We start from the raw sequence: 18,570 nt of genomic DNA on the forward strand, positions 1-18,570 counted from the left end.
CCGGCGCATGGTGGCCATGGTCGTGTTCATGCTCCTTACGAGCGCCGCCGGCATCCACGGCACCGCACTCGCGGTCGCGTTGCTCGCGTGGAGACTCGGTGGCAGCGTCGGTTCGTTCGGCAGCGGACACCTCACCGACCGGCTGGGCGCGTCGCGTACGCTCACGTGGGCCGTATGCCCGTTGACGCTCACCCTCCTGCTGTTGACCATCAGCACGTCGATCGTGCCCGTGATCGTCGTCATGGTCCTGAACGGCGCCGCCGGATGGGCGATTTCCACGCCGAACAACCACCGCTTGACGGCGTTGGTGCCGACGCTGCCCAGCGTCGTCATCTCCTTCAACTCTTCCCGGATCTACCTCGGTCAGGCGCTCGGCGCCGCCCTCGGCGGTCTCCTGATCGACCACGACGCGAGCGCCCGCACACTCTGCCTCACCGGCGCGGGCCTCGGTGTGCCTGCCATCGCCTGCGCCGGCCGGGATCCCGCCCTCGGTGGCCGGGCTCCCGGGTCCCGGTCACGGGCAGGTGACGACCTGGCCGGCCCAGGACAGGCCGCCGCCGAAGGCGAACAGCAGCACCGGTGCGCCGCTGGGCAATTCGCCGCGCTCGCGGAGCTTCGACAAGGCGAGGGGCACGGAGGCGGCCGAGGTGTTGCCGGACTCGGTGACGTCCCGGGCGATCACCGCGTCCGGGCGCAGGCCGAGGCGGGCGACGAGGGCTTCGATGATGCGGAGGTTGGCTTGGTGGGTGACGACGCCGGCCAGGTCCGTGGGGGCGATCCCGGCGCGGTGGCAGGCCCGTTCGGCCAGGGCGGACAGCTCCCGGGTGGCCCAGCGGAAGACGCTCTGTCCCTCTTGGGCGAAGCGCGGGTGCCAGGCGTCCACGAGCCGCACCGCGTCCGCGCGAGTCGGATCGGATCCCCATACGACCGGGCCGATGCCGATGCCGATGCCGATACCGCTGTCCCGGCCCGGGCCGATCGTGCCGATGACGGCCGCCCCGGCGCCGTCACCGAGGAGGACGCAGGTGCTGCGGTCGGTCCAGTCGGTCAGGTCGGACATCTTCTCCGCGCCGATGACCAGGGCGTGTTCGGCGGCGCCGGCGCGGACCGAGTGGTCCGCGCAAGCCAGTGCCGTGCAGAAGCCGGCGCAGCCGTTGTTGAGGTCGAAGCAGACCGCGGACGGGATGCCGAGGCGGGCGGCGACCTGTGCGGCGATGGAGGGGCAGTGGTCGATGGCGGAGCAGGTGGCCACGGTGACGAGCCCGATCCGCTCCGGTTCCAGGCCGGCTGCGGCCAGCGCCTTGCCGGCGGCGATGGTGGCCAGGTCGGTGACGGATTCGTCCGGTTCGGCGATGTGCCGGGTGGCGATGCCGGTGCGCCGGCGGATCCAGGCGTCGTTCGTGTCGACCATGCCTTCCAGTTCGGTGTTGGTCAGTATGCGAGAGGGCTGGTAGTGGCCCAGTGCGGTGATGCGGGATGCGGGCATGGTGGGACCCCTTCTTCGGGAGGAGTGGTGAACGCGCGACATGACGTAGACAGTGTCTACCACCGTCTGGTAGACACTGTCCATGGACGATGAACGAGCGTTGCGGCAGCGACTGGTCGACGTCGGAGTGGAGTTGGTGCTCACCGAGGGCGCCGATGCAGTCGGCCTGCGGGAGATCGCCCGTCGAGCGGGGGTCTCGCACGGTGCACCGCGCCGCTACTTCCCGACACACCGCGACCTGCTGTCGGCCGTCGCCCGCCGGGGCTTCGAGGAATTGGGCGCGCGCTGTGCCGCGGCCGTCGCCGAAGCCGGCGCGCCACGGGACCAACTGGCCGCGCTGGCACACACGTACGTCGCCTACGCATTGGAGCGACGCGGCATGTTCGAGTTGATGTTCCGTCACGATCTGCTGGACAGCGGACAGCAGGGGCAAACCCCGAAGGAACCCCGACTGCGGGAGGTGACGCTCCCGATGTTCGAGCACGTAGTCGACCTCGTCGCCCGGTGCCGGGACGAGCGGCCGGAGCCCGCGGCCACAGCCGTCACCACCGCCGCCGCCACCACGGCCGCGCTGTGGTCCAACCTCCACGGCATCGCCCAACTGTGGTCCCGGAACAGCCTGCAACTCGTCCTGGGCCAAGGCTCCGTCGACGGCCCCGGCCGTCTCGTCGAAGCGTGCCTGGACGCCCACCTCGGCCCGGCTGCCCCGTGAGCGACCCGGTCGCCGGGGGCTGCGGCACTCGGGACCGCATCGCTACCCGTTGGGATCCGGGATTCGAGGGCGGAGTGGCTCAAAGGCTTCGCGCGTCTCCCTCACCCATCCTGGGCTGACGACGTTCACCCTCAGCCCGAGGGGCATCTCGATGGCCGCAGCCCGGACGGACGCCTCCAGCCCGGCGTTGACAAGAGCGCCGAACGAGCTGCCCGGCGTGGGCTCCTGAAAGTCCCGCTGGTGAGAAGGCCACCTGTCCCAGTGGTTTGCCTTTCAGGCCGAGAGTGAACTCGTCGTCCGAAGGTGACGCGAGTGGGGGTCAGCTGACCGCCGGCCGCGCGGCAGATAACCGCGTCCGTCGGGGCGACCGGCACCCTCGGCCGTGCGGTCGCAGACGCGATCACGATGATCGTCATGCCGATTCCTTCTGTCCCCGGGCGAGGCGGGCCGGAAGGGGAGCCAACGGGAAGTTGGCCCAAACGTAGGTGTCCATCTGGTGCCGGTCACCGCTGAGGTTGTCCACTCGATCGACCTGGCCGGCGGCGTCGAAGTGCCACACCAGCGCCCACGCCGTGTCGACTTGGCCCACACCCTGGGTTGTCCAGCCTCGGTGGATGTCGACGACATACTCGCCGTTGCTGCCGAGAAATACAGGTTCGGCCTGGAAGCCCGCCCTCCCGAGTTGGTCGAAGAAGCCGACCACTTCGTCGAGGCCGTGCCTGGTGCCCGACAGCGGGTGGTGGCCCGGGATGGTCCACTCGATGTCGGGAACCAGGACCGAGCTCATCGCTGAGACGTCGTTGGCGGCATAGGCGGAGAAGAACTGGTTGATGGCCTCGATCCTGGGGTCGGGCACACGGCTTCACTCGTCGTCATCTGGATACTCTCCGGCGTGTTCGGTACCGGGCCGTCCCGGTCGCGTGGTCAACGCTCCCGTCAGCCCGCCGTAGTCGTCCAATACCTGCTTCCATAACCTGGCGGCATGGATGTCGACACCCGCTTGCTGCGGTACTTCGCCACGTGGTCGAGGAAGGCAACCTCACGCGGGCCGCTGCACGGCTCTACATCTCGCGGCCCGCGCTGACGAAACAGATACGGCAGCTGGAAGCCCAGCTGGGAGTGAGCCCGTTCGTCCGTTCCCGCGTCGGGGACGACCCCACCGAGGCCGGTGAGGCTCCGGCTGCCCACGCCGGCGCCGTGCTGACCGGCCGGGACAATGCGCTGCGCGTCACTCGGGCCGCCACGACTGACCGCTGCTCCGATCCGACAGAGCCTGCCGGATCGGGCTGTTGGTGCCCGCTCGCTAGGCTGCGCGGATGATCGATCCGAAGAGCCTGGCCAGTACTGCGGGTTACGCCGAAGCCGCCGATGTGCTCGTCGAGCAGTACGAGAGCGTGTCCTTCGCCGAGGTCCACCGTGATGTGTTGCATCTGTTCCCCTCGCAGCCCAGTGTGGTCCTGGACATCGGCGCCGGCAGCGGCCGCGATGCCGCCGCCCTGGCCCGCCTGGGGCATCGGGTCGTCGCCGTCGAGCCGACCGCGGAGTTGCGCTCCCTGGGCCGGCGGATCCACGCCGCCGAGTCGATCGAGTGGATCGACGACTCGTTGCCCGAGCTGCGAGTGCTTCGCGCCCGGGACCAGCGGTTCGACCTGATCCTGCTGACAGCCGTGTGGATGCATCTGGACGAACCGCAGCGGGAGTCGGCGATGGAGGGCCTCGCCGGTCTGCTCGCCGTCGGAGGACAGGTGGTTTTGTCCTTGCGGCACGGCCCGGTTCCGGCGGGGCGGCGGATGTTCGCCGTGGGGTCGGACGAGACGGTGCGACTTGCCCGTCACTGCGGTCTGGGCCTCGTGCATCTCAGCGAGCGCGAGGATCCCCACGGCCGGTCGGGTGTGCGGTGGAGCTATGTGGGGCTGCGTCGAGAAGCCGTCGTCGCCTGACGGGCTGCAGCGTTGCGAGCCCACCGTGCCTCCCGCGCGAATCGCGTTCCTTGGGGACGGAATGTGGACAGTACCCGCCCATGGGTCGGTCCGCAGTGTCGCAGCCGTATTGCCCGCCGCCCCCGGCGATGCTCGCCCATTCCGCGAGGCCGCCGAGCGCGGGCCCGCGAACGGCGCCGGTCAACCGACCACCACTGCTGTCGGCATCCGCAACACCTACGGCCAACCCGCGTACCGAGCTGTGTGGGTTTGATCCATTTCGACGAACACCCTTGGTGGACGTGATTCTTGCAGGTCGGTGCGCCGAGCGCGGCCGTCTTCGACCGCGCCTCGCGTCGATGTCGGATCCGGCGGCGTTCGATACTCGACGGTGCCGAATCGGGCACCGCCCCCTGGACGACCGCCGAGCGGCGGAGACGGTCTCGGGGGCGTCGGCGCCGCCCGCCGGGAACGATCACGGTCAGGGTCGGGCCGTGAGGGTGTCGTCGCGGTTCGCGTACTCGCGGCAAAGTCCGGGCGGCGAATGCTGCGTGGCACAGGGAGCCTCGGGGCGGCCCGGTCACGAGAGGTTGGCCTCGAGGGTGATGTCGGGTCCGTTCAGGGCTTGACCGGCGGAGTCTCGGTAGACGGTGACGCGCGGGTCGGCGTCGTCGGGAAGGGGGGTGCTCAGGACGCCGACGTGGCGGTCGCCGTAGTGCCAGTTCTCCGGGCCGAAGCCGACGACCTTGTCGTAGGTGTTGCGGCCCATGATCACGGCGTCGACCGAGTCGAGGAACTCGAAGAAGCCCAAGTCGCCTGCGATCGGTCCTCCCAACTGCAGATGCGCCCGCACCGCCAGGTCGCGGTGGTCCTTCCAGGCGAAGCTTCTCCGTTTCCCCTTGCGGCGGATGTGGAGGCGGGGTCGGTACATCAGACGGGGGCGTTGGCCGCCGCACTCGCGATCGCCCCGACGACACCCGGGGGGCGGCACATGCCCGCCACGCCGCCCGACCCACCCCCGAACGCCCGGACGGCGCGTTCGTCGCGACCACCACCGCCGACCGATGGGCCGGACAAACAGTACGCGTTCTCGACCTCAGCCTCTGACCCCCCCGGCCCGGGACGCCCGCCGTGAGAAGCCGGGGGGTCAGAGCCGCATTGCTCCCAGACGGAACACCGCGTGACGGCGAACCGCCGCCGCGCCGGGTCCGACGTTGCGCTGCGGTCGTCCCTCGGTGCCGTCGACCCATGCCCGTGCCTGTGCCCGTCGATGTTGGGGAGCGGTCGGGGCCGGTTGGTGAACAGGGATCCGAGCCGTTGCCGCGGGTTGCTTCGAGCCGGAGCCGGGCGTGGTGTCCTGCGTCGGCCGGTGTTGAACGGTGTCGTCACGTGGGGCCGATACGGCCGCGGTCGGGTGGCCGCGCGGTCAGATGTTCGTGGGCCATCGGGGTCCGGTGTCGGGGCGGTGGGCCCATACGTATTGGGTGTCGGGTGTGACGGTCATGCCGTGGTCGTACAGCCCCGGGCCGCCCTCGGCGATCCACCGGTCCCAGGCCGCCTCCAGCTCGTCGCCCAGGCGCCGCGCTCCGCCCTGGTGCAGCGTGGTTCCGACGCCGGCCGAGGCGGAGTAGGTGGCCCAGGAGGTGTCGCCGTCGTGGATCCAGGCGTTGACGCCGTCGGCGTCGCGTGCGGCGTGTACGCGCAGTTCGGGTAGTGCGACGCGCAGCGCGAACATCAGGTGCGCGTCGTCGCACAACGGTGCCAGGTCCCGCGTGACACCGTGTTCGTCCTCGGCCGGTGCGTCGCCGCGGACGTCGGTGAACCGCGGTTCGGGCGGGGTGCCGCGGGCGGGCATGAACGTGGCGAGCCCCTGGACCCAGCCGCTCGCCGAGCGTCCGTCGTCGGCGACGGTCAACGCGACATGCCCCAGCCGCCCCCAGGGTGCGACCAGGCGGCCCCCGGGCGGGTTTGGGCGATCCACGCCCACGGCACCCGCTCCACCGCGTAGGTCGAGACCACCCGATCCCACGCTGGCTGCGCCGGGAGGCCGTGCGCGCCGTCCCCGACCTCGACGCGCACATTGGCCCCCGCCGAGGCGAGTGCCTTGCGGGCCTTCTGGGCCAGGTCGGGGTCGACCTCGACGCTGACGACGTTGCCCGCCCCGGCGCGCCGGGCGAGCAGGGCCGCGTTCCAGCCGGTCTCGGTGCCCAACTCCAGGACCCGGTGTCCGGGTTGCAGGAGCAGTGAGTCGAGCATGTCCACCACCAGCGCCTGGCACGACAGGCTCGACGTGGGTACTCCGTCGACGACCTGCGTGACGGCGGCGTCGTCCGGCCCGGCGTACACCGACGACAGCCACGCGTCCTCGTCGACCGCGCGATCACACCGGCACCCACGCCGCGCCGTCCCAGCGCCACAGCCGATCGGGCGCGAACGCGTCCCGGGGAGTGGCCTCCACCGCAGCCCGGATCCACGGCGCGCGCACAGGCCGGTCCCCGCGTCGTCGCATCTCGGCCGCCAGTCGCGACCGGGCCTCGATCGGATCCACGGCGGGTTACTCGTCCTTCTTGTGTCGGCCGTTCGACGGCGGGGGAGCGTCCTTCGACGGATCCGGCGGCGGTTTCTCGTGTTGTCCCACGCTGCTTCAGCGCCGCACACACGCGCTGATCCTCGAACCGATCCGTCCAAGGTGTCACCGCGGCCATCGCCTGGTCCTCAGGACCCGCCAGGTGGCTGCGGACCTCGCGAGGGATGTCCTCGTAGTAGCCGATGTACTCCCCGCGCACCACGTGGAGGCTGTCCTTGTCGTCTCCGGCTTTGGTGACCCTGCGCAGGGGACTGTGCACCGACTTCTCGTCGGTGAGGTCGACCTGGTGTTCCCAGGTTGCTTCGAGCGGGACCAACGCCAAGGTTTGGGCATGATCGGGCGAGGCTTGAAGGTGCGGCCGGACACGGATGAACTCGCGCATGGGCTCGCTGTCGCCGCGTTGATACGCGCCCAGCGCGGCGCGCATCTCCCGGACGATTGGCGCCCCCAGACGCTCGACCCACTTGCGGAGCGAGCCGAGCGGATCCCACCCGAGGTCGGGCATCACGAAGGTCGAGGAGGCATGAGCGCACAGCGACGCGATCGCGTTCGCGACCGAGTTCGGAAACCCCGAGACCACGCCGATCAGCGGCTTGAGATCCGGGACCAACGGCTTGAAGCCGGCGGAGGCGGCCCTCGCGAACATCGCGTTCCGTCGCCGTGCGTCCTTGAGGATGGCGTCGAAAGCGATCATCACACTCGGAACCTTCGGAGCGAGGTCCGGCAGGCAAGGCCGCGAGTACGCGGTGTACCGCGTCGCCGTGTCCGTGGGCAAGGCATCGATAGCGGTCACGACGCTGGGGACCTTCGGGGCGAAGTCCCGCTGGGGGAACCGCACATACGTCGCGTTCGTCATCATCGACGCGCTCGCGTGTACCGCGCTCATGGGCGGCCGTAAGGCTGGGGACCTTCGGGGTGGCGGGTGCGGCGCCGGTGGGATTGGCGGTGTATCTCGCGGTGGTGGGGTCGGACGAGGCGGACAAGTGGGCGAGCGTGGTCGGGTTGTTCGTGGCGTCGGCCGGGTTGTGGTGTCGGTGGCCTGGGCGCGTCGTGAACGCCCTGTGTCGGGTGGGCGGTCGGTGATCGACGGCCCGATCGGCGGCGGTATCGCGCAGGTGGTCGACACGGGCGGGAATGTGCGCGGCGGGCACCGGGCGGACCGGCCGAGCGCAACGCGTCCGCCCGGCCGTCCAGCCACGCGCGATGCCACACCGACGCCGCCTGCGGCGAGACGCCCGACCGACGCGCCTCATCCGCCTGCGACACACCCTCCGCGAACCAACCAGCCGCTCGCAACCGCGACTTCTCCCGGCACTCCCGCTTCGCCGGGGACGTCCCTGAACTCCCCATACAACGGGTATGCCCCTGTTCGGCACTCTGTCAATCGGACTTGGAAACCTCAAGAACCGACAACCGAGCCGCTCACTGCGTGGGCTCACGGTTGTAGAGCTTCTTGGCGCACAGGTAGCTGCCCAGGGCGATCAGGGCGCACCATCCGAGGGCGAGAATCGCGTTGTCGCCGATCGGGGTTCCCATCAGCAGCCCGCGCAGGGTCTCGATGAACGGGGTGAACGGCTGGTAATCGGCGAACCATCGAAGCCCGGCGGGCATCGAGTCGGTGGGGACGAATCCGCTGCCCATCATCGGCAGGATCATCAGTGGCGTCAGCATGTTGCTCGCGGCCGCGACGCTCTTGGCCATGAGGGCCAGCGCTACCGACAGCCAGGTGAGCGCGAAAATGATCGACACGAGCACGCCGATCACGCCGAGCCATTCACCGAAGTCTGCGGTGGGCTCGAAGCCCACCAGCAGTGCGACGCCGGTGACGGCGGCCATGCTCAACAGGGTCTGGGCCAGGCTGCCCAGCACATGGCCGGTGAGCACCGAGACCCGGGCGATGGCCATGGTGCGGAACCGGGCGACGATGCCCTCGGTCATGTCGAGGGCCACCGAGATCGCGGTGCCCTGCGCGGCGGTGGCCGCGGTCATCAAGATGACGCCGGGGACGACGTAGTTCACGTAGGTGTCCCTGCCGCCCGACGGACCGCCGAGGCCGCTGCCGAGGATGCCGCCGAGGACGTAGACGAACAGCAGCAGGAACACCACCGGGACCCCGGCGGCGGTGAGGGTGAGCGTCGGGTAGCGCAGCATGTGCCGCAACCGGCGGCGCAGCATGGTCATCGAATCGGTGAAGGCGTGGGCGGCGGTGCTCATCGGACGGGCTCCTGTTCCGCGACGGGGTTACCCGTCAGCGCGAAGAAGACATCGTCGAGGTCCGGGGTGTGGATTCGAAGTTCCTCCCCGGTGAGCGAGGCGCGGTCTAGCCGGTCGAGGAGGGCGCGCAACGACGGGACGTCGCCCTGGCCGGCGATCTGCAGAGTGAGTGCCTCGTCGTTCCGTGACACCACGTCCAGGGTCCGGGCCGCGAGGGCGTGCTCGCGTGCGTCGGCGAACCGCAGGGTGATGTGGCCTCCGCCGACCTGCCGCTTGAGCTCCTCCGCCGTGCCCTGGGCAACGATCCTTCCCCGGTGCAGCACCGCGATCCGGTCGGCGAGCCGGTCGGCCTCGTCGAGGTACTGGGTGGTGAGGAGGATCGTGACGCCTTCGTCGGTCACCAGACGGCGGATGATGTCCCACATGGTGCGCCTGCTGCGCGGGTCGAGGCCCGTGGTGGGCTCGTCGAGGAAGATCACCCGGGGGCGGCCGACGAGTGTCATCGCGAGGTCGAGGCGGCGGCGCATCCCGCCGGAGTACGTCACCGCGGGTTTGCGGGCCGCGTCCACCAGGTCGAACCGTGCCAGCAGGTCGGTGACGCACTGCCGCCGTTCCCCGCGGGGCAGGTGGTGCAGGTCGGCCATCAGCAGCAGGTTCTCCTCGCCGGTGAGAAAGCCGTCAACCGCGGAGAACTGGCCCGTGACGCCGATCGCGGCACGGACCGCGTCGGGATCACGAACCACATCGTGGCCGGCGACCCGGATGTCGCCGGCGTCGGCTCGGATGAGCGTGGACAGGATTTGCACCATGGTGGTCTTGCCTGCGCCGTTCGGCCCGAGGAGCGCGAAGACCGATCCTGCGGGGATGTCGAGGTCGATGCCGCTCAGCACCACGTGGTCGCCGTACGCCTTGCGTACCGCGGCCGCGAAGAGGGCTGGGGGAACGAGGTGAGTGGTCATGGGTTCCGCTTCCGTCGACGAGCTTCCACTGGCCTTCACGTATCGGTAATAGTTGCGTTGCATCCACTGAATCGTCAATCACGTTCTTGTGAAGCAATGACATAAGTGCAGGTAGGAGCGGCAAATCGTTGCATGGGGGATGGCAGGTAATGCAACGATAGGGTGTTGCATTAAACTGGTTCGGACGTCGAACAGTGGAGGACGCCTCGATGCCCGGCGACCGACTCACACTCCAGGACAGGCAGCAGATCGCCGCGGGGCTGCGCGGGGAACTGACCTACGCCGCCATCGGCCGCCGCATCGGGCGGCCCACGTCGACCGTCACCCGCGAGGTGATGCGCAATGGCGGCCCGCGCGGCTACCACGCCGAGACGGCCCACCAAGCGGGCGCAAGGCACGTGCGTCAGCGCAGGACCCCCACGCCGTCGGCCCCACCCGAAAGGGCCGACCTCGACGGGCGCGATCCGCGGATCGCGGACGAAGTCGGCGCGCAAAGCATGGAGTTGATGATTCAGGCGGGGCTCCCACCGATGATGGCCAAGGTGCTCGCCGCACTGTTCACCACCGACAGCGGCAGCCTCACCTCTGCGGACCTCGTGCGACGCCTGCGGGTCAGTCCCGCCTCCGTCTCCAAGGCCGTCGGCTACTTGGAGAACCAGGCACTCGTCAAGCGCGAGCGCGACCCCCGCAGCCGCGCCGAGCGCTATGCCATCGAAGACGACGCGGTGTTCACCTCCATCATCGCCGGCGCGCGCAACCAGACCCGGATCGCCGAAGCCTGCGCGGCCGGAGCCCGCAAGCTTGGCCCCACCACCCCTGCCGGCGCCCGACTGGAGAACACGAGCCGGTTCCTCCACCACGTCATCGACGACCTGGTCCGCTCGGCCGAGCACTGGCACAGGATCTACTCCACCCGCCCTCGACAGACACCCGCAACCGACTGAGCGGGTCACGGCCGCAGGCCTCGCGCACATCGCTTCCGTCACGATGCCCACCATCACGCCTGACGGCCCTGTCCTCAGGCAACGTCGTCGCGCTCTGGAGGCGATGGAAGCCCCCGGGCGTGGCGCGAAGCACGCGCCGTGGGTGCGCGACGCCGTCGAGGCGCACCCACGCCGTGTGTTCGCGCCGGAGCGCATGTGGGATTGGCGGGACGGGCACGCGTACGTGCCCGTCGACCGCGACACGGGTCCGCAGGCGTGAGCACGCCTGGTGTACGCCGGCCCGTACGACCACGCTCGCCCGACCAGCCCGAGTAGCCGCCCACCGACGCCGCGGCTCCCGACCCAGGTTGCTTACCCCGTTGCGATTCCCATTGCCTACGCACCGGCCGCCAACCCGGCGTTTCCCTGGCCACAGGCCCCGTTCGCCCCTCTGGCTTCCCCCCTGTGGCGCCCCTGCCTGCGCGCCCGGGTCCGCGCACCCGTCCCGGCCCGGGCGGCGCCGGTCGCGAGCGGGTGACGTGTTGTGCCGACCGGCGCCCGCCCGCGACCGAACCCCGGTCGGCCTCGGGGGATGGGCCGGCCGGTGCGGCGGCCACCGGCGACGGGGGACGCCCGGCCACCACGCCGGGCCCAACGAGCCGGCCGCCCCGGGGTGATACCCGACCGACGGTGAAGGCGCCGACCTCCGTCCCGCCGGTGCGTGGTCGCCCCTCGCGGGGCGGGAACGGCCGGCCCCGGGGGCCCGCCCGGCCGCGACGGGCCATGCCCGCCCCCGGGGGTGCCCACCGGCCGCGGGCGGCGCGGGTGCCGCGCCGTCCCGCGCGCCGCCCGCGACCGCGCCGGGCCGATCCGGGAACGGGCCGATCGGCGCCGCTCGCCCGACACACGAGGGGGCTCCGACCCGCCCACCGGGTATTGAGGCGGCGGAGCCGTTCGCCAACTTCACCCAGGCGATGCCGTCACCGCAACGCCGCCCGATGCCGACGGACCCCACGGTCACGATCCCGGACGACACTGGGCCGTAGAACAACCCACCCGCCCACCCGGCCGTCCCGGGGCGGCCGGGTGGGCGGTGTTCGTGCCGGGGCGTCGCGACGCTCGGCGGTACACGGTCGGGTTGATCCGCGTCCGGGGCGTGACGCCCGGCCCGCCCCCGGGGGGCGGAACTCGCCGAGCACACAAGGCATTCTGCGCGGGGCGCGCCCGCTGTCACCGCGCCTTTCCGACGGTTCCATCCCGACCGGGAGTACGCGGCCGACGTTGCCGTCGCGACCCTGGGCACCGAAGCCGGCCGAACCTCGGCTCGGTCCGTCCGGGGAGCGGGCCGGGCATCTCGCGGCCGTCACGGAACGGTCCGGCCGTGGACGGTCGAGCGGTCGCGGTGTCTTCGGCACGAGCGTCGTTCGTGGCCGGGTGGTCAGGTGCCGGCGAGCATTGCGGTGCGCAGGGTGGTGAAGGTTCGGGTGAGCAGGCGGGAGATGTGCATCTGGGACAGGCCGAGGCGTTCGCCGATCTCGGTCTGGGTGAGGTCGTCCCGGAAGCGGAGTTTGAGGATGTGTCGGTCGCGGTCGTCGAGGTCGGCGATCAGCGGGCGCAGGGATTCGCGGTCGACGACGAGTTCCAGGGCCGCGTCGGCTTCTCCGTGTCGGTCGTGGCCGGTGGCGGCGGTGTCGGGGCGTCGGGGGGCCGATCGTGGCGGGGGCGTCGAGGGAGTCGGTGCGCAGGGCGGTGCCGATTTCCAGGCCGACGCGGACCTCGTCAATGTCCAGGCCGGTGTGGGTGGCGAGTTCGCCGTGGTCGGGCTCGCGGCCCAACCGGGTGGAGAGGTCGTCGCGGGCGCGGACCAGGCGCAGGTACGACTCCCGTTCGCCGCGGCGGGCGTGGACGGCCCAGGTGTGGTCGCGGAAGTAGCGTTTCAACTCGCCGGAGATGGTGGGCATCGCGTAGGCGAGGAACCCGGCGCCGTGGCCGGGGCGGTGGGTGTAGCGGTTGCAGGCGTGGGCGACGAGGTTGAGGTTGTCCTCGACGATGGCGTTGCGCAGCGCCGCGTGCGCCGGGGTGCCCGGTTCCAGGGCGGCCAGGTGGGTGAGGTTGCGGTCGGTGGAGGCGCGCAGGCGCGCGTGGGCGTCGGGGGAGCGGCGGGTGTCGGTCATGCGATGGGGCCTCCGGACGGGTGCGCGTCGGACGCCGGGGGACCGGGAACGGGAAGGGAAGTGATGCGACCCGGGGTGGGGCCGATCCTGATCCCTGCCACCCCACAGCCCTCCCACACCCCATCGGGACGGGTGGAGTCGAGATACGAACGGCCGGCAGGGGCACGCCCTCGTGCGACAGCGCCGTTCACGGGGGCGCCGCGTCATGTCCTCGCCGACCGAACCACAGGGTTCAGGGAAGGCGGTGCTCGCATTATGAGCGGGCGAATGCGCTACGAGGGCCCGGCGACGGTGATGACCGAGGCCGTCCGCTTCGATGTCACCGCCCGCCTGACCCGCGAGCCCGACGGGGCCTGGCACGGCGAGATCCGCACGCCCCGGCAGGCGGACCTCCGGGACCTGGAGCGCGCCTCGACGCGCATGCTGTGGATCGGCGACTGCGCGTCCTCGTTCACCCTCGACGCCGTGCACGACATGCGCGCCGCCATCGGCGGCGCCGGACACGCTCCCTTCACGTAGCCGGCCCGGGATGCGGCGTCGGGGGCGTCCTACGGCCCGGTCCCGTCGGGGACCACAGTGCCCGTCACCTCCGTCACCTCCGTCGCCATCGGGCGGGGTTGCGGCGGCGGCACCGCCTGGGTGAAGTTGGCGAACGGCTCCGCCGCCCCGATCAGCGTGGCCAACTCCGGGGCGGGCGGGTCGTTCGGGTGGGCGGCGAGCACCTCGCGGGCGCGCACGATCGCCGCGCGCAACTCCTCGTGCTGCGTGGTGGGCACAGGCCGCCCTTTCCCGTCCGGCGGACACGGCCCGCGATCCCGATTGCTTCGAACGCGCAGGTTATCCGAGACGGCGGAAGGTGACGACGCGCCCGTCGCGATCCCCGGACCCCAGACCACCGGGGGTGAGCCCGTTCGAGTGAACCGCCCCGCGCCCCGATCCTCTACGGGCATCCGTCTCCTGGTCGGCCACTCCTACGGCGGCGTGGTGATCACTGAGGCCGGCAACCACGAGAAGGTGACGACGCTCGTCTACATCGCCGCCTTCGCCCCGGACAAGAGCGAGTCGGTGAACACCCTGATCGCCGACCCGCCGCCCGGCGCCTTTGTCCCGCCGATCCTGCCGCCCGTCGACGGCTTCCTGCTCCTGGACCGGGACCGGTTCGCCGCGGCCTTCGCCGGGGATCTGCCGCTCGCGCAGACGGAGTTCATGGCCGACTCGCAGGCGCCCTGGGGAGTGGACGCGGCCGGCGGCGCGGTGTCCCGGCCCGCGTGGCGCACCAAGCCGTCGTGGTATCTCGTCGCCACCGACGACCACATGATCCCCCCGCCCGCCCAGCACGCCATGGCCGAACGCATCGGCGCCCACACCGTCGAGGTCCCCGGCAGCCACGCCGTCCACGTCTCCCGACCGGCCGCCGTCGCCGACCTGATCAAGCAGGCCGCCGCCGGCTGAGCCGCCCGGCCCGCATCCCGGTTGACATCGGCCTCCACAGGGCCCCGTCACAACGGCCGCACGGATCGCTTGCGTTGCTTCCCACCCGGCGACGTCGTCGACACGATTGTCGGACTCCACTCTGCGGCGTGGCCGTGGTTGCGGTTCGAGTCAGGTGAGGCCGGCGCAGGCGTTGCCGGTGTGGTCGCAGAAGGGGGTGTGGTCGGTACGGCCGCAGCCGCAGAGCATGGCGCGGGTCTCGGAGCGTACGCCTGCCGGGGTTTGGATCCTGAGGTCGCCGCGCACGTGGACGACGCCGTTCTCGTGCACGGTCACCTCGGTGGGGTTCGGCGCCTCCTCGTTCGGTCCGCCGTCTGTGCGGTGGTACTGCAGGGCGCCGCTGGGGCAGCGGGCGATCGCCTCGGCGATCCGGGCGGGGTCCGTCTCGCCGAGGACGATCCAGGGTCTGCGCTCGACGTCGAACACGTCGGGTAGGCCGCGCACGCACTCGGCGGCGTGCAGGCAGCGCCGGGCCTCGTAGCCGACGGTGATTCCCGCGCCGGTATAGCGTTTGGCACCGTCGCGTCGAGTGCGGTCGCTCGTCGTCACAGGTTCCCCCTGGTGTCGGTGGTGGCGGTTCAGTCGGTGACCCGGCTCCTCGGGACGCGAACCAGGTCCCGGTATTCGGGGTGGTCGGATATCCAGCGGGCGTAGAAGGGGCAGGCCGGTAGTACCTTCAGTCCGGCCGCGCGGGCCTCGTCGAGTGACGTGCGCACCAGCGCCGAGCCCACACCGCGGCCCTCGTGGCGCGGGTCCACCTCGGTGTGCACGAAGGCGATCAGTCCGGGCCTGCGGAGGTACTGGGCGAAGCCGGCCAACTCGTCGCCGAATCGGGCTTCGTACCGCTTCGCGTCGACGGCGTCGGTCACCTCGGGGGCCTGCTGCACGCTCGTCTCCCTTGTGTTCCGGGGTGGTGGCATCAGTCGAGGTCTGCGCGTGCCAGGAGCGGTGCGAGTTCCCGGGTGGCCTGTTCCGGGGTGACCACGTCCCGCGCCGCGAGCTTGTCGTACGTGTAGCTCGCCGCGTCGACGTAGATCCGCTCGCCGATCAGCTTCGCGTCGCTCGTGTAGGCGAAGACCTGACAGATGTGGTGGTTCATCAGGTAGTGCGCGTCCGGGTCGGCGTCGGGTAGGTGCCCGTGTTCGCGCAGGTAGTCGCCCGGTACCACGTGCGCCCAGGCCGCCTCGGTCGTGACGCCGAAGTCCTCGACGCACATGTTCATCGTCCGAGCGCCCATCACGTTGACACGGTCCTCGTACGTCTGTCGGTAGAACGCCTCGACCTCGGCCTTTCCGGTCAGGACTTGGACCGTGCCGCGGTCGCCGACCCGATACACCGGTTCGGCGACGGTGAGTTCGGGCACGACGATCCGGTCCCAGTGGCCGGAGAGTTCGAGCAGCAGGTGCCGGAGGTAGTTCTTCAGGATCGCTCGGTGGTGGGGGTTCTCGGTGCGTTGGAGGTGCTTCTCCACGTTCGACGGCCAGTGCGTCACGTCGAACCGGGCAGGGATGTCCAGGCGCGTCATCGCGTCGTGGGTGGGGATCGTCGGGTCGCCCGTCGTCATCGCGCTCCGTCCGTGCGGTCGGGTACCGCATCGTCGATGTCCGCTTCATGTCCGGGCCCGGGGCCTGGGAAGGCGTGCCCCCGGCTCGGGCCCGTCCGGTGTCGCGCCGTCAGTCGGTGCCGGACGGGTTGCCCAACTGCCGCATGAGCGAGAAGAGGTTCGCCACTCCCCAGTGCTCGGTGATCCGGCCGTCGACCACGCGCATCGCGTCCACCGTTTCGAAGTGGATCTCCCGACCCGTCGGAGCGATGCCGAGGAACTCGCCCCTGTGCGTGCCGTGGTAGACCTTGTACGTCGTGACCAGGTTCCCGTCGGCGGCCTGCCAGTGGATCTCGGCGCGGAAGTCGGGGAACGCGCGGCGCAGCACCCGGTACAGCTCCAACGCGCCGGCCTTGTCCGGGGTGCGGCCGGGCTGCGGGGTGTGGTCCAGGAAGTCGTCGGCGAAGAGTTCGTCGAACACCGCCCAGTCCCCGCCCCCTTGCACCTCCTGCGTGTTGCGCCGGACCACGGCCTTGGCCGTCTCGCTCACGTCGTTGTCGTCGTTCATGGGAACCTCCGTGGTTCGGTCGTCGCGGTCCGGCTGCGGTGGGTCGGCGCGGATAGGCTCAGATCACCGAGGTCAGACCGCCGTCGACGACCAAGGCGGTGCCGGTGACGTAGGTGGACAGGTCTGATCCGAGGTAGGCGACCGCGTCGGCTATCTCCTCGGGTCGGCCGAGTCGGCGCAGCGGGGTGCGTCGGGTGTAGCCCTCGGCGGCGGCGCCGACGTCGGGGGTGTTGCGCAGCAGGAAGGTGTCGATCGTGCCGGGGCAGACGGCGTTGACCCGGATGCCGTCCGGGCCGAGGGCGTCGGCGAGGGCCTTGGCCATCAGTACGACGCCGCCCTTGCTGGTGGAGTACGCGACGGTGAACCCCGCGCCGACGATCCCGCCCATGCTGCCCATCAGTACGATGCTGCCCGGTTTGCCGGCGGCGCGTAGTTGTCGCGCGGCGGCCTGCGCGCCGAAGAGCACGCCGTCGAGGTTGACCGCCAGGAGTCGGTGGAAGTCGTCCTCGCTCACGTCCGCGCCGTCCGAGTGCAACGTGATGCCGGCGTTGCAGACCATGACGTCGACGCCGCCGAACTCGTCGGCTGCGTCGAGCAGGGCGTCGACCTGGTCGCGCCGGGTGACGTCGGTGGTGGCGAAACGGGCGGGCACGCCCAGCGCCTCGATCTCGGCGACGGTGGGGCCGCCTCCCTCGCGTGGGGTCTCGTCGAGGTCGGCGACGATCACCGCTTTCGCGCCGTGGCCGGCCGCGCCGACGGCGATCGCCCGGCCGATGCCGCTCGACGCGCCGGTCACCACGACGACCTTGCCGGCCAGGATGTCGCTCATGACGCCGTGCGCAGGCCGGCGAGCGCCCCGCTCCACGCGACGACCTGGTCCAGCACGGCGGTGACCGCGTCGATCTGATGCGGCGCGGGGGTGAACGTGGTGAAGTCGGTGAAATCCGTGAACAGCGACAGCGCCGCCTGTGCGCGGACGTCGGCCACCTGGAGTTCGGCCATCACCAGGCGCAGGTGCTCGACCGCGCGGGTGCCGCCGGCGCTGCCGTAGCTGACGAAGCCCGCGGCCTTGTTGTTCCACTCGGCGTACAGGAAGTCGATGGCGTTCTTGAGCGCGCCCGAGGTGGAGTGGTTGTACTCGGGGGTGACGAAGACGTATCCGTCGAACGAGTCGATCGTCCGGGCCCAGGCCAGGGTGTGGGGTTGGGTGTATTGCCCCAGTGACGGCGGCGCCGCCTCGTCCAGGTGCGGCAGGTGGTACTCGGCGATGTCGACGAGTTCGTAGTCGGCGTCGGAGCGTTGCCTGGCGATGTCGTACACCCATTCGGCGACGGCCTGGCCGTTGCGGCCGGGGCGGGTGCTGCCGATGATGATCGCGATCCTGGTCATGCTCGTGCTCCTCGCGGACGGCGGTGGGGGAGGTTCACAGCTCGCCGGGGCGGGCGTAGCGGTAGAAGAAGAGGCCGAGTCGACCGGCCAGCGCCCTGGTCAGGCCCGAACTGTCCTCCAACAGTCGGGCGCCCGGGTCGAGGTCGCCGATGAACACAGGTTCGTAGCCGGCGTCGAGGATCAGCCGCTCGGTGACGTCGTGGGCGCCCGGTTCGGCGGCGAACAGGTTGCCCGGTCGCACCCGCTGCCGTGCGATCTCCGGATAGGCGGCGGCGAAGTTCGTGGAGAACGACTTCGCGGTCGGGCCGCCGATGATCGATCGGATCCGGTGGGACAGCGACGGGAATTCGTCGTCGCGCTCCTGGTAGATGTTGCATGTGTCGACGGTGACCTGGCCGTCGAGACCGGACACGCGGGCGAGCGCGTCCTCGATCGAGGGTCCGGGAACCGCGACCACGACGACATCGGCGCCGGTGGCGTCGCCTCCCTCGCGGCCGATTCCGGTCACCTCGTGCCCCGCGCCCGTCCACAACGCGGCGAGGCCGCCGCCCACCCTGCCTCGTCCGATCACCGTGATCTTCATCCTGACCCCTTCGTGTGTGCGG

The 18,570-nt window shown here is 70.9% G+C and carries 23 protein-coding genes and 2 pseudogenes; 7 read left to right on the forward strand and 18 right to left on the reverse strand.

Features of this window, described 5'->3' with window-relative positions; genetic code table 11:
• Nucleotides 1-28 precede the first annotated feature (28 nt).
• Nucleotides 29-409 (forward strand): annotated as a pseudogene (locus ACMXN5_RS47520) (MFS transporter); the annotation flags it as partial.
• 105 nt (nucleotides 410-514) lie between these two features.
• Here the strand turns inward: ACMXN5_RS47520 and ACMXN5_RS47525 are convergent.
• A complete protein-coding gene (locus tag ACMXN5_RS47525; RefSeq protein ID WP_439681106.1) occupies nucleotides 515-1,486 on the reverse strand; it encodes a beta-ketoacyl-ACP synthase III in 972 nt (323 codons plus the stop codon).
• Nucleotides 1,487-1,568: 82 nt separating this feature from the next.
• Between ACMXN5_RS47525 and ACMXN5_RS47530 the strand changes: the two genes are divergently transcribed.
• Nucleotides 1,569-2,198, forward strand: coding sequence for a TetR/AcrR family transcriptional regulator (locus ACMXN5_RS47530; RefSeq protein ID WP_439681107.1), 630 nt, complete (start codon nucleotides 1,569-1,571; stop codon nucleotides 2,196-2,198).
• Between the two features lie 412 nt (nucleotides 2,199-2,610).
• Here ACMXN5_RS47530 and ACMXN5_RS47535 read toward each other — a convergent pair whose 3' ends face one another.
• Nucleotides 2,611-3,054 (reverse strand): nuclear transport factor 2 family protein, encoded by a 444-nt coding sequence (locus tag ACMXN5_RS47535; RefSeq protein WP_439681108.1) that lies wholly within the window; start codon nucleotides 3,052-3,054, stop codon nucleotides 2,611-2,613.
• Between the two features lie 164 nt (nucleotides 3,055-3,218).
• Here ACMXN5_RS47535 and ACMXN5_RS47540 point away from each other — a divergent pair, with 164 nt between their 5' ends.
• Together ACMXN5_RS47540 and ACMXN5_RS47545 are read left to right on the forward strand one after the other, a co-directional pair.
• Nucleotides 3,219-3,518 (forward strand): LysR family transcriptional regulator, encoded by a 300-nt coding sequence (locus tag ACMXN5_RS47540; RefSeq protein WP_439681109.1) that lies wholly within the window; start codon nucleotides 3,219-3,221, stop codon nucleotides 3,516-3,518.
• On the forward strand, nucleotides 3,515-4,138 hold the full coding sequence (locus tag ACMXN5_RS47545) for a class I SAM-dependent methyltransferase (RefSeq protein ID WP_439681110.1): 624 nt from the start codon (nucleotides 3,515-3,517) through the stop codon (nucleotides 4,136-4,138). Before ACMXN5_RS47540 ends, ACMXN5_RS47545 begins: the two co-directional genes overlap by 4 nt.
• 559 nt (nucleotides 4,139-4,697) lie before the next feature.
• On the opposite strand, the gene ACMXN5_RS47550 is transcribed toward ACMXN5_RS47545, so the two are convergent.
• The 6 genes from ACMXN5_RS47550 to ACMXN5_RS47575 all read right to left on the reverse strand — a co-directional run bounded on the left by ACMXN5_RS47550 (nucleotide 4,698) and on the right by ACMXN5_RS47575 (nucleotide 9,877).
• The gene (locus tag ACMXN5_RS47550) at nucleotides 4,698-5,048 is read right to left on the reverse strand and encodes a hypothetical protein (RefSeq protein WP_439681111.1); all 351 of its coding nucleotides are present in this window, start codon (nucleotides 5,046-5,048) and stop codon (nucleotides 4,698-4,700) included.
• A 495-nt stretch (nucleotides 5,049-5,543) separates the two neighbouring features.
• Nucleotides 5,544-6,032 (reverse strand): hypothetical protein, encoded by a 489-nt coding sequence (locus tag ACMXN5_RS47555; RefSeq protein ID WP_439681112.1) that lies wholly within the window; start codon nucleotides 6,030-6,032, stop codon nucleotides 5,544-5,546.
• Nucleotides 6,029-6,463 carry a methyltransferase domain-containing protein gene (locus tag ACMXN5_RS47560; RefSeq protein ID WP_439681113.1) on the reverse strand — a complete coding sequence of 145 codons (435 nt, stop codon included), beginning with the start codon at nucleotides 6,461-6,463 and terminating at the stop codon, nucleotides 6,029-6,031. Before ACMXN5_RS47560 ends, ACMXN5_RS47555 begins: the two co-directional genes overlap by 4 nt.
• 34 nt (nucleotides 6,464-6,497) lie before the next feature.
• Nucleotides 6,498-6,665: a hypothetical protein gene (locus ACMXN5_RS47565; protein WP_439681114.1), complete on the reverse strand. Its 168-nt coding sequence runs from the start codon at nucleotides 6,663-6,665 to the stop codon at nucleotides 6,498-6,500.
• 1,461 nt (nucleotides 6,666-8,126) lie between these two features.
• Nucleotides 8,127-8,918, reverse strand: a complete 792-nt coding sequence (locus ACMXN5_RS47570) for an ABC transporter permease (RefSeq protein WP_439681115.1) — start codon at nucleotides 8,916-8,918, stop codon at nucleotides 8,127-8,129.
• Complete coding sequence (locus ACMXN5_RS47575; RefSeq protein ID WP_439681116.1) at nucleotides 8,915-9,877, reverse strand: ATP-binding cassette domain-containing protein; 963 nt, start codon at nucleotides 9,875-9,877, stop codon at nucleotides 8,915-8,917. Before ACMXN5_RS47575 ends, ACMXN5_RS47570 begins: the two co-directional genes overlap by 4 nt.
• Nucleotides 9,878-10,086: 209 nt before the next feature.
• On the opposite strand from ACMXN5_RS47575, the gene ACMXN5_RS47580 reads away from it, so the two are divergent.
• Complete coding sequence (locus ACMXN5_RS47580) at nucleotides 10,087-10,821, forward strand: MarR family transcriptional regulator (RefSeq protein WP_439681117.1); 735 nt, start codon at nucleotides 10,087-10,089, stop codon at nucleotides 10,819-10,821.
• Nucleotides 10,822-12,238: 1,417 nt separating this feature from the next.
• Here ACMXN5_RS47580 and ACMXN5_RS47585 read toward each other — a convergent pair.
• Both ACMXN5_RS47585 and ACMXN5_RS47590 read right to left on the reverse strand, forming a co-directional pair.
• A complete protein-coding gene (locus tag ACMXN5_RS47585) occupies nucleotides 12,239-12,583 on the reverse strand; it encodes a sigma-70 family RNA polymerase sigma factor (protein ID WP_439681118.1) in 345 nt (114 codons plus the stop codon).
• Between the two features lie 22 nt (nucleotides 12,584-12,605).
• Nucleotides 12,606-13,181 (reverse strand): annotated as a pseudogene (locus ACMXN5_RS47590) (hypothetical protein); the annotation flags it as partial.
• A 48-nt stretch (nucleotides 13,182-13,229) separates the two neighbouring features.
• On the opposite strand from ACMXN5_RS47590, the gene ACMXN5_RS47595 reads away from it, so the two are divergent.
• Nucleotides 13,230-13,493 carry a hypothetical protein gene (locus tag ACMXN5_RS47595; RefSeq protein ID WP_439681119.1) on the forward strand — a complete coding sequence of 88 codons (264 nt, stop codon included), beginning with the start codon at nucleotides 13,230-13,232 and terminating at the stop codon, nucleotides 13,491-13,493.
• A 29-nt stretch (nucleotides 13,494-13,522) separates the two neighbouring features.
• Here the strand turns inward: ACMXN5_RS47595 and ACMXN5_RS47600 are convergent, their stop codons facing one another.
• A complete protein-coding gene (locus ACMXN5_RS47600; RefSeq protein WP_439681120.1) occupies nucleotides 13,523-13,750 on the reverse strand; it encodes a hypothetical protein in 228 nt (75 codons plus the stop codon).
• Here ACMXN5_RS47600 and ACMXN5_RS47605 point away from each other — a divergent pair.
• Nucleotides 13,743-14,426 (forward strand): alpha/beta hydrolase, encoded by a 684-nt coding sequence (locus ACMXN5_RS47605; protein ID WP_439681121.1) that lies wholly within the window; start codon nucleotides 13,743-13,745, stop codon nucleotides 14,424-14,426. The genes ACMXN5_RS47600 and ACMXN5_RS47605 overlap by 8 nt on opposite strands.
• A 150-nt stretch (nucleotides 14,427-14,576) precedes the next feature.
• Here ACMXN5_RS47605 and ACMXN5_RS47610 read toward each other — a convergent pair whose 3' ends face one another.
• The 7 genes from ACMXN5_RS47610 to ACMXN5_RS47640 form a co-directional block, all read right to left on the reverse strand.
• Complete coding sequence (locus tag ACMXN5_RS47610; RefSeq protein ID WP_439681122.1) at nucleotides 14,577-15,014, reverse strand: (4Fe-4S)-binding protein; 438 nt, start codon at nucleotides 15,012-15,014, stop codon at nucleotides 14,577-14,579.
• A 29-nt stretch (nucleotides 15,015-15,043) separates the two neighbouring features.
• Complete coding sequence (locus ACMXN5_RS47615; RefSeq protein WP_439681123.1) at nucleotides 15,044-15,385, reverse strand: GNAT family N-acetyltransferase; 342 nt, start codon at nucleotides 15,383-15,385, stop codon at nucleotides 15,044-15,046.
• Nucleotides 15,385-16,029, reverse strand: a complete 645-nt coding sequence (locus ACMXN5_RS47620; RefSeq protein ID WP_439681124.1) for a hypothetical protein — start codon at nucleotides 16,027-16,029, stop codon at nucleotides 15,385-15,387. Before ACMXN5_RS47620 ends, ACMXN5_RS47615 begins: the two co-directional genes overlap by 1 nt.
• A 109-nt stretch (nucleotides 16,030-16,138) precedes the next feature.
• Nucleotides 16,139-16,576, reverse strand: a complete 438-nt coding sequence (locus ACMXN5_RS47625; protein WP_439681125.1) for an ester cyclase — start codon at nucleotides 16,574-16,576, stop codon at nucleotides 16,139-16,141.
• A gap of 58 nt (nucleotides 16,577-16,634) precedes the next feature.
• Nucleotides 16,635-17,405, reverse strand: a complete 771-nt coding sequence (locus ACMXN5_RS47630) for an SDR family NAD(P)-dependent oxidoreductase (RefSeq protein WP_439681126.1) — start codon at nucleotides 17,403-17,405, stop codon at nucleotides 16,635-16,637.
• Nucleotides 17,402-17,965, reverse strand: a complete 564-nt coding sequence (locus ACMXN5_RS47635; protein ID WP_439681127.1) for an NADPH-dependent FMN reductase — start codon at nucleotides 17,963-17,965, stop codon at nucleotides 17,402-17,404. Before ACMXN5_RS47635 ends, ACMXN5_RS47630 begins: the two co-directional genes overlap by 4 nt.
• A 34-nt stretch (nucleotides 17,966-17,999) precedes the next feature.
• Entirely contained in the window at nucleotides 18,000-18,548 is a 549-nt protein-coding gene (locus tag ACMXN5_RS47640; protein WP_439681128.1) for a dinucleotide-binding protein, read from the reverse strand.
• Nucleotides 18,549-18,570: the final 22 nt, after the last annotated feature.

The sequence above is a fragment of the Embleya australiensis genome (genome assembly GCF_051903075.1).
Lineage (GTDB): Bacteria > Actinomycetota > Actinomycetes > Streptomycetales > Streptomycetaceae > Embleya.

Coding starts and splice junctions, on each gene's coding strand:
- ACMXN5_RS47525 (WP_439681106.1), bottom strand. CDS start 1,486: ATGCCCGCATCCCGCATCACCGCACTGGGCCACTACCAGCCCTCTCGC.
- ACMXN5_RS47530 (WP_439681107.1), top strand. CDS start 1,569: ATGGACGATGAACGAGCGTTGCGGCAGCGACTGGTCGACGTCGGAGTG.
- ACMXN5_RS47545 (WP_439681110.1), top strand. CDS start 3,515: ATGATCGATCCGAAGAGCCTGGCCAGTACTGCGGGTTACGCCGAAGCC.
- ACMXN5_RS47550 (WP_439681111.1), bottom strand. CDS start 5,048: ATGTACCGACCCCGCCTCCACATCCGCCGCAAGGGGAAACGGAGAAGC.
- ACMXN5_RS47570 (WP_439681115.1), bottom strand. CDS start 8,918: ATGAGCACCGCCGCCCACGCCTTCACCGATTCGATGACCATGCTGCGC.
- ACMXN5_RS47575 (WP_439681116.1), bottom strand. CDS start 9,877: ATGACCACTCACCTCGTTCCCCCAGCCCTCTTCGCGGCCGCGGTACGC.
- ACMXN5_RS47580 (WP_439681117.1), top strand. CDS start 10,087: ATGCCCGGCGACCGACTCACACTCCAGGACAGGCAGCAGATCGCCGCG.
- ACMXN5_RS47595 (WP_439681119.1), top strand. CDS start 13,230: ATGAGCGGGCGAATGCGCTACGAGGGCCCGGCGACGGTGATGACCGAG.
- ACMXN5_RS47615 (WP_439681123.1), bottom strand. CDS start 15,385: ATGCCACCACCCCGGAACACAAGGGAGACGAGCGTGCAGCAGGCCCCC.
- ACMXN5_RS47620 (WP_439681124.1), bottom strand. CDS start 16,029: ATGACGACGGGCGACCCGACGATCCCCACCCACGACGCGATGACGCGC.
- ACMXN5_RS47625 (WP_439681125.1), bottom strand. CDS start 16,576: ATGAACGACGACAACGACGTGAGCGAGACGGCCAAGGCCGTGGTCCGG.
- ACMXN5_RS47630 (WP_439681126.1), bottom strand. CDS start 17,405: ATGAGCGACATCCTGGCCGGCAAGGTCGTCGTGGTGACCGGCGCGTCG.
- ACMXN5_RS47635 (WP_439681127.1), bottom strand. CDS start 17,965: ATGACCAGGATCGCGATCATCATCGGCAGCACCCGCCCCGGCCGCAAC.
- ACMXN5_RS47640 (WP_439681128.1), bottom strand. CDS start 18,548: ATGAAGATCACGGTGATCGGACGAGGCAGGGTGGGCGGCGGCCTCGCC.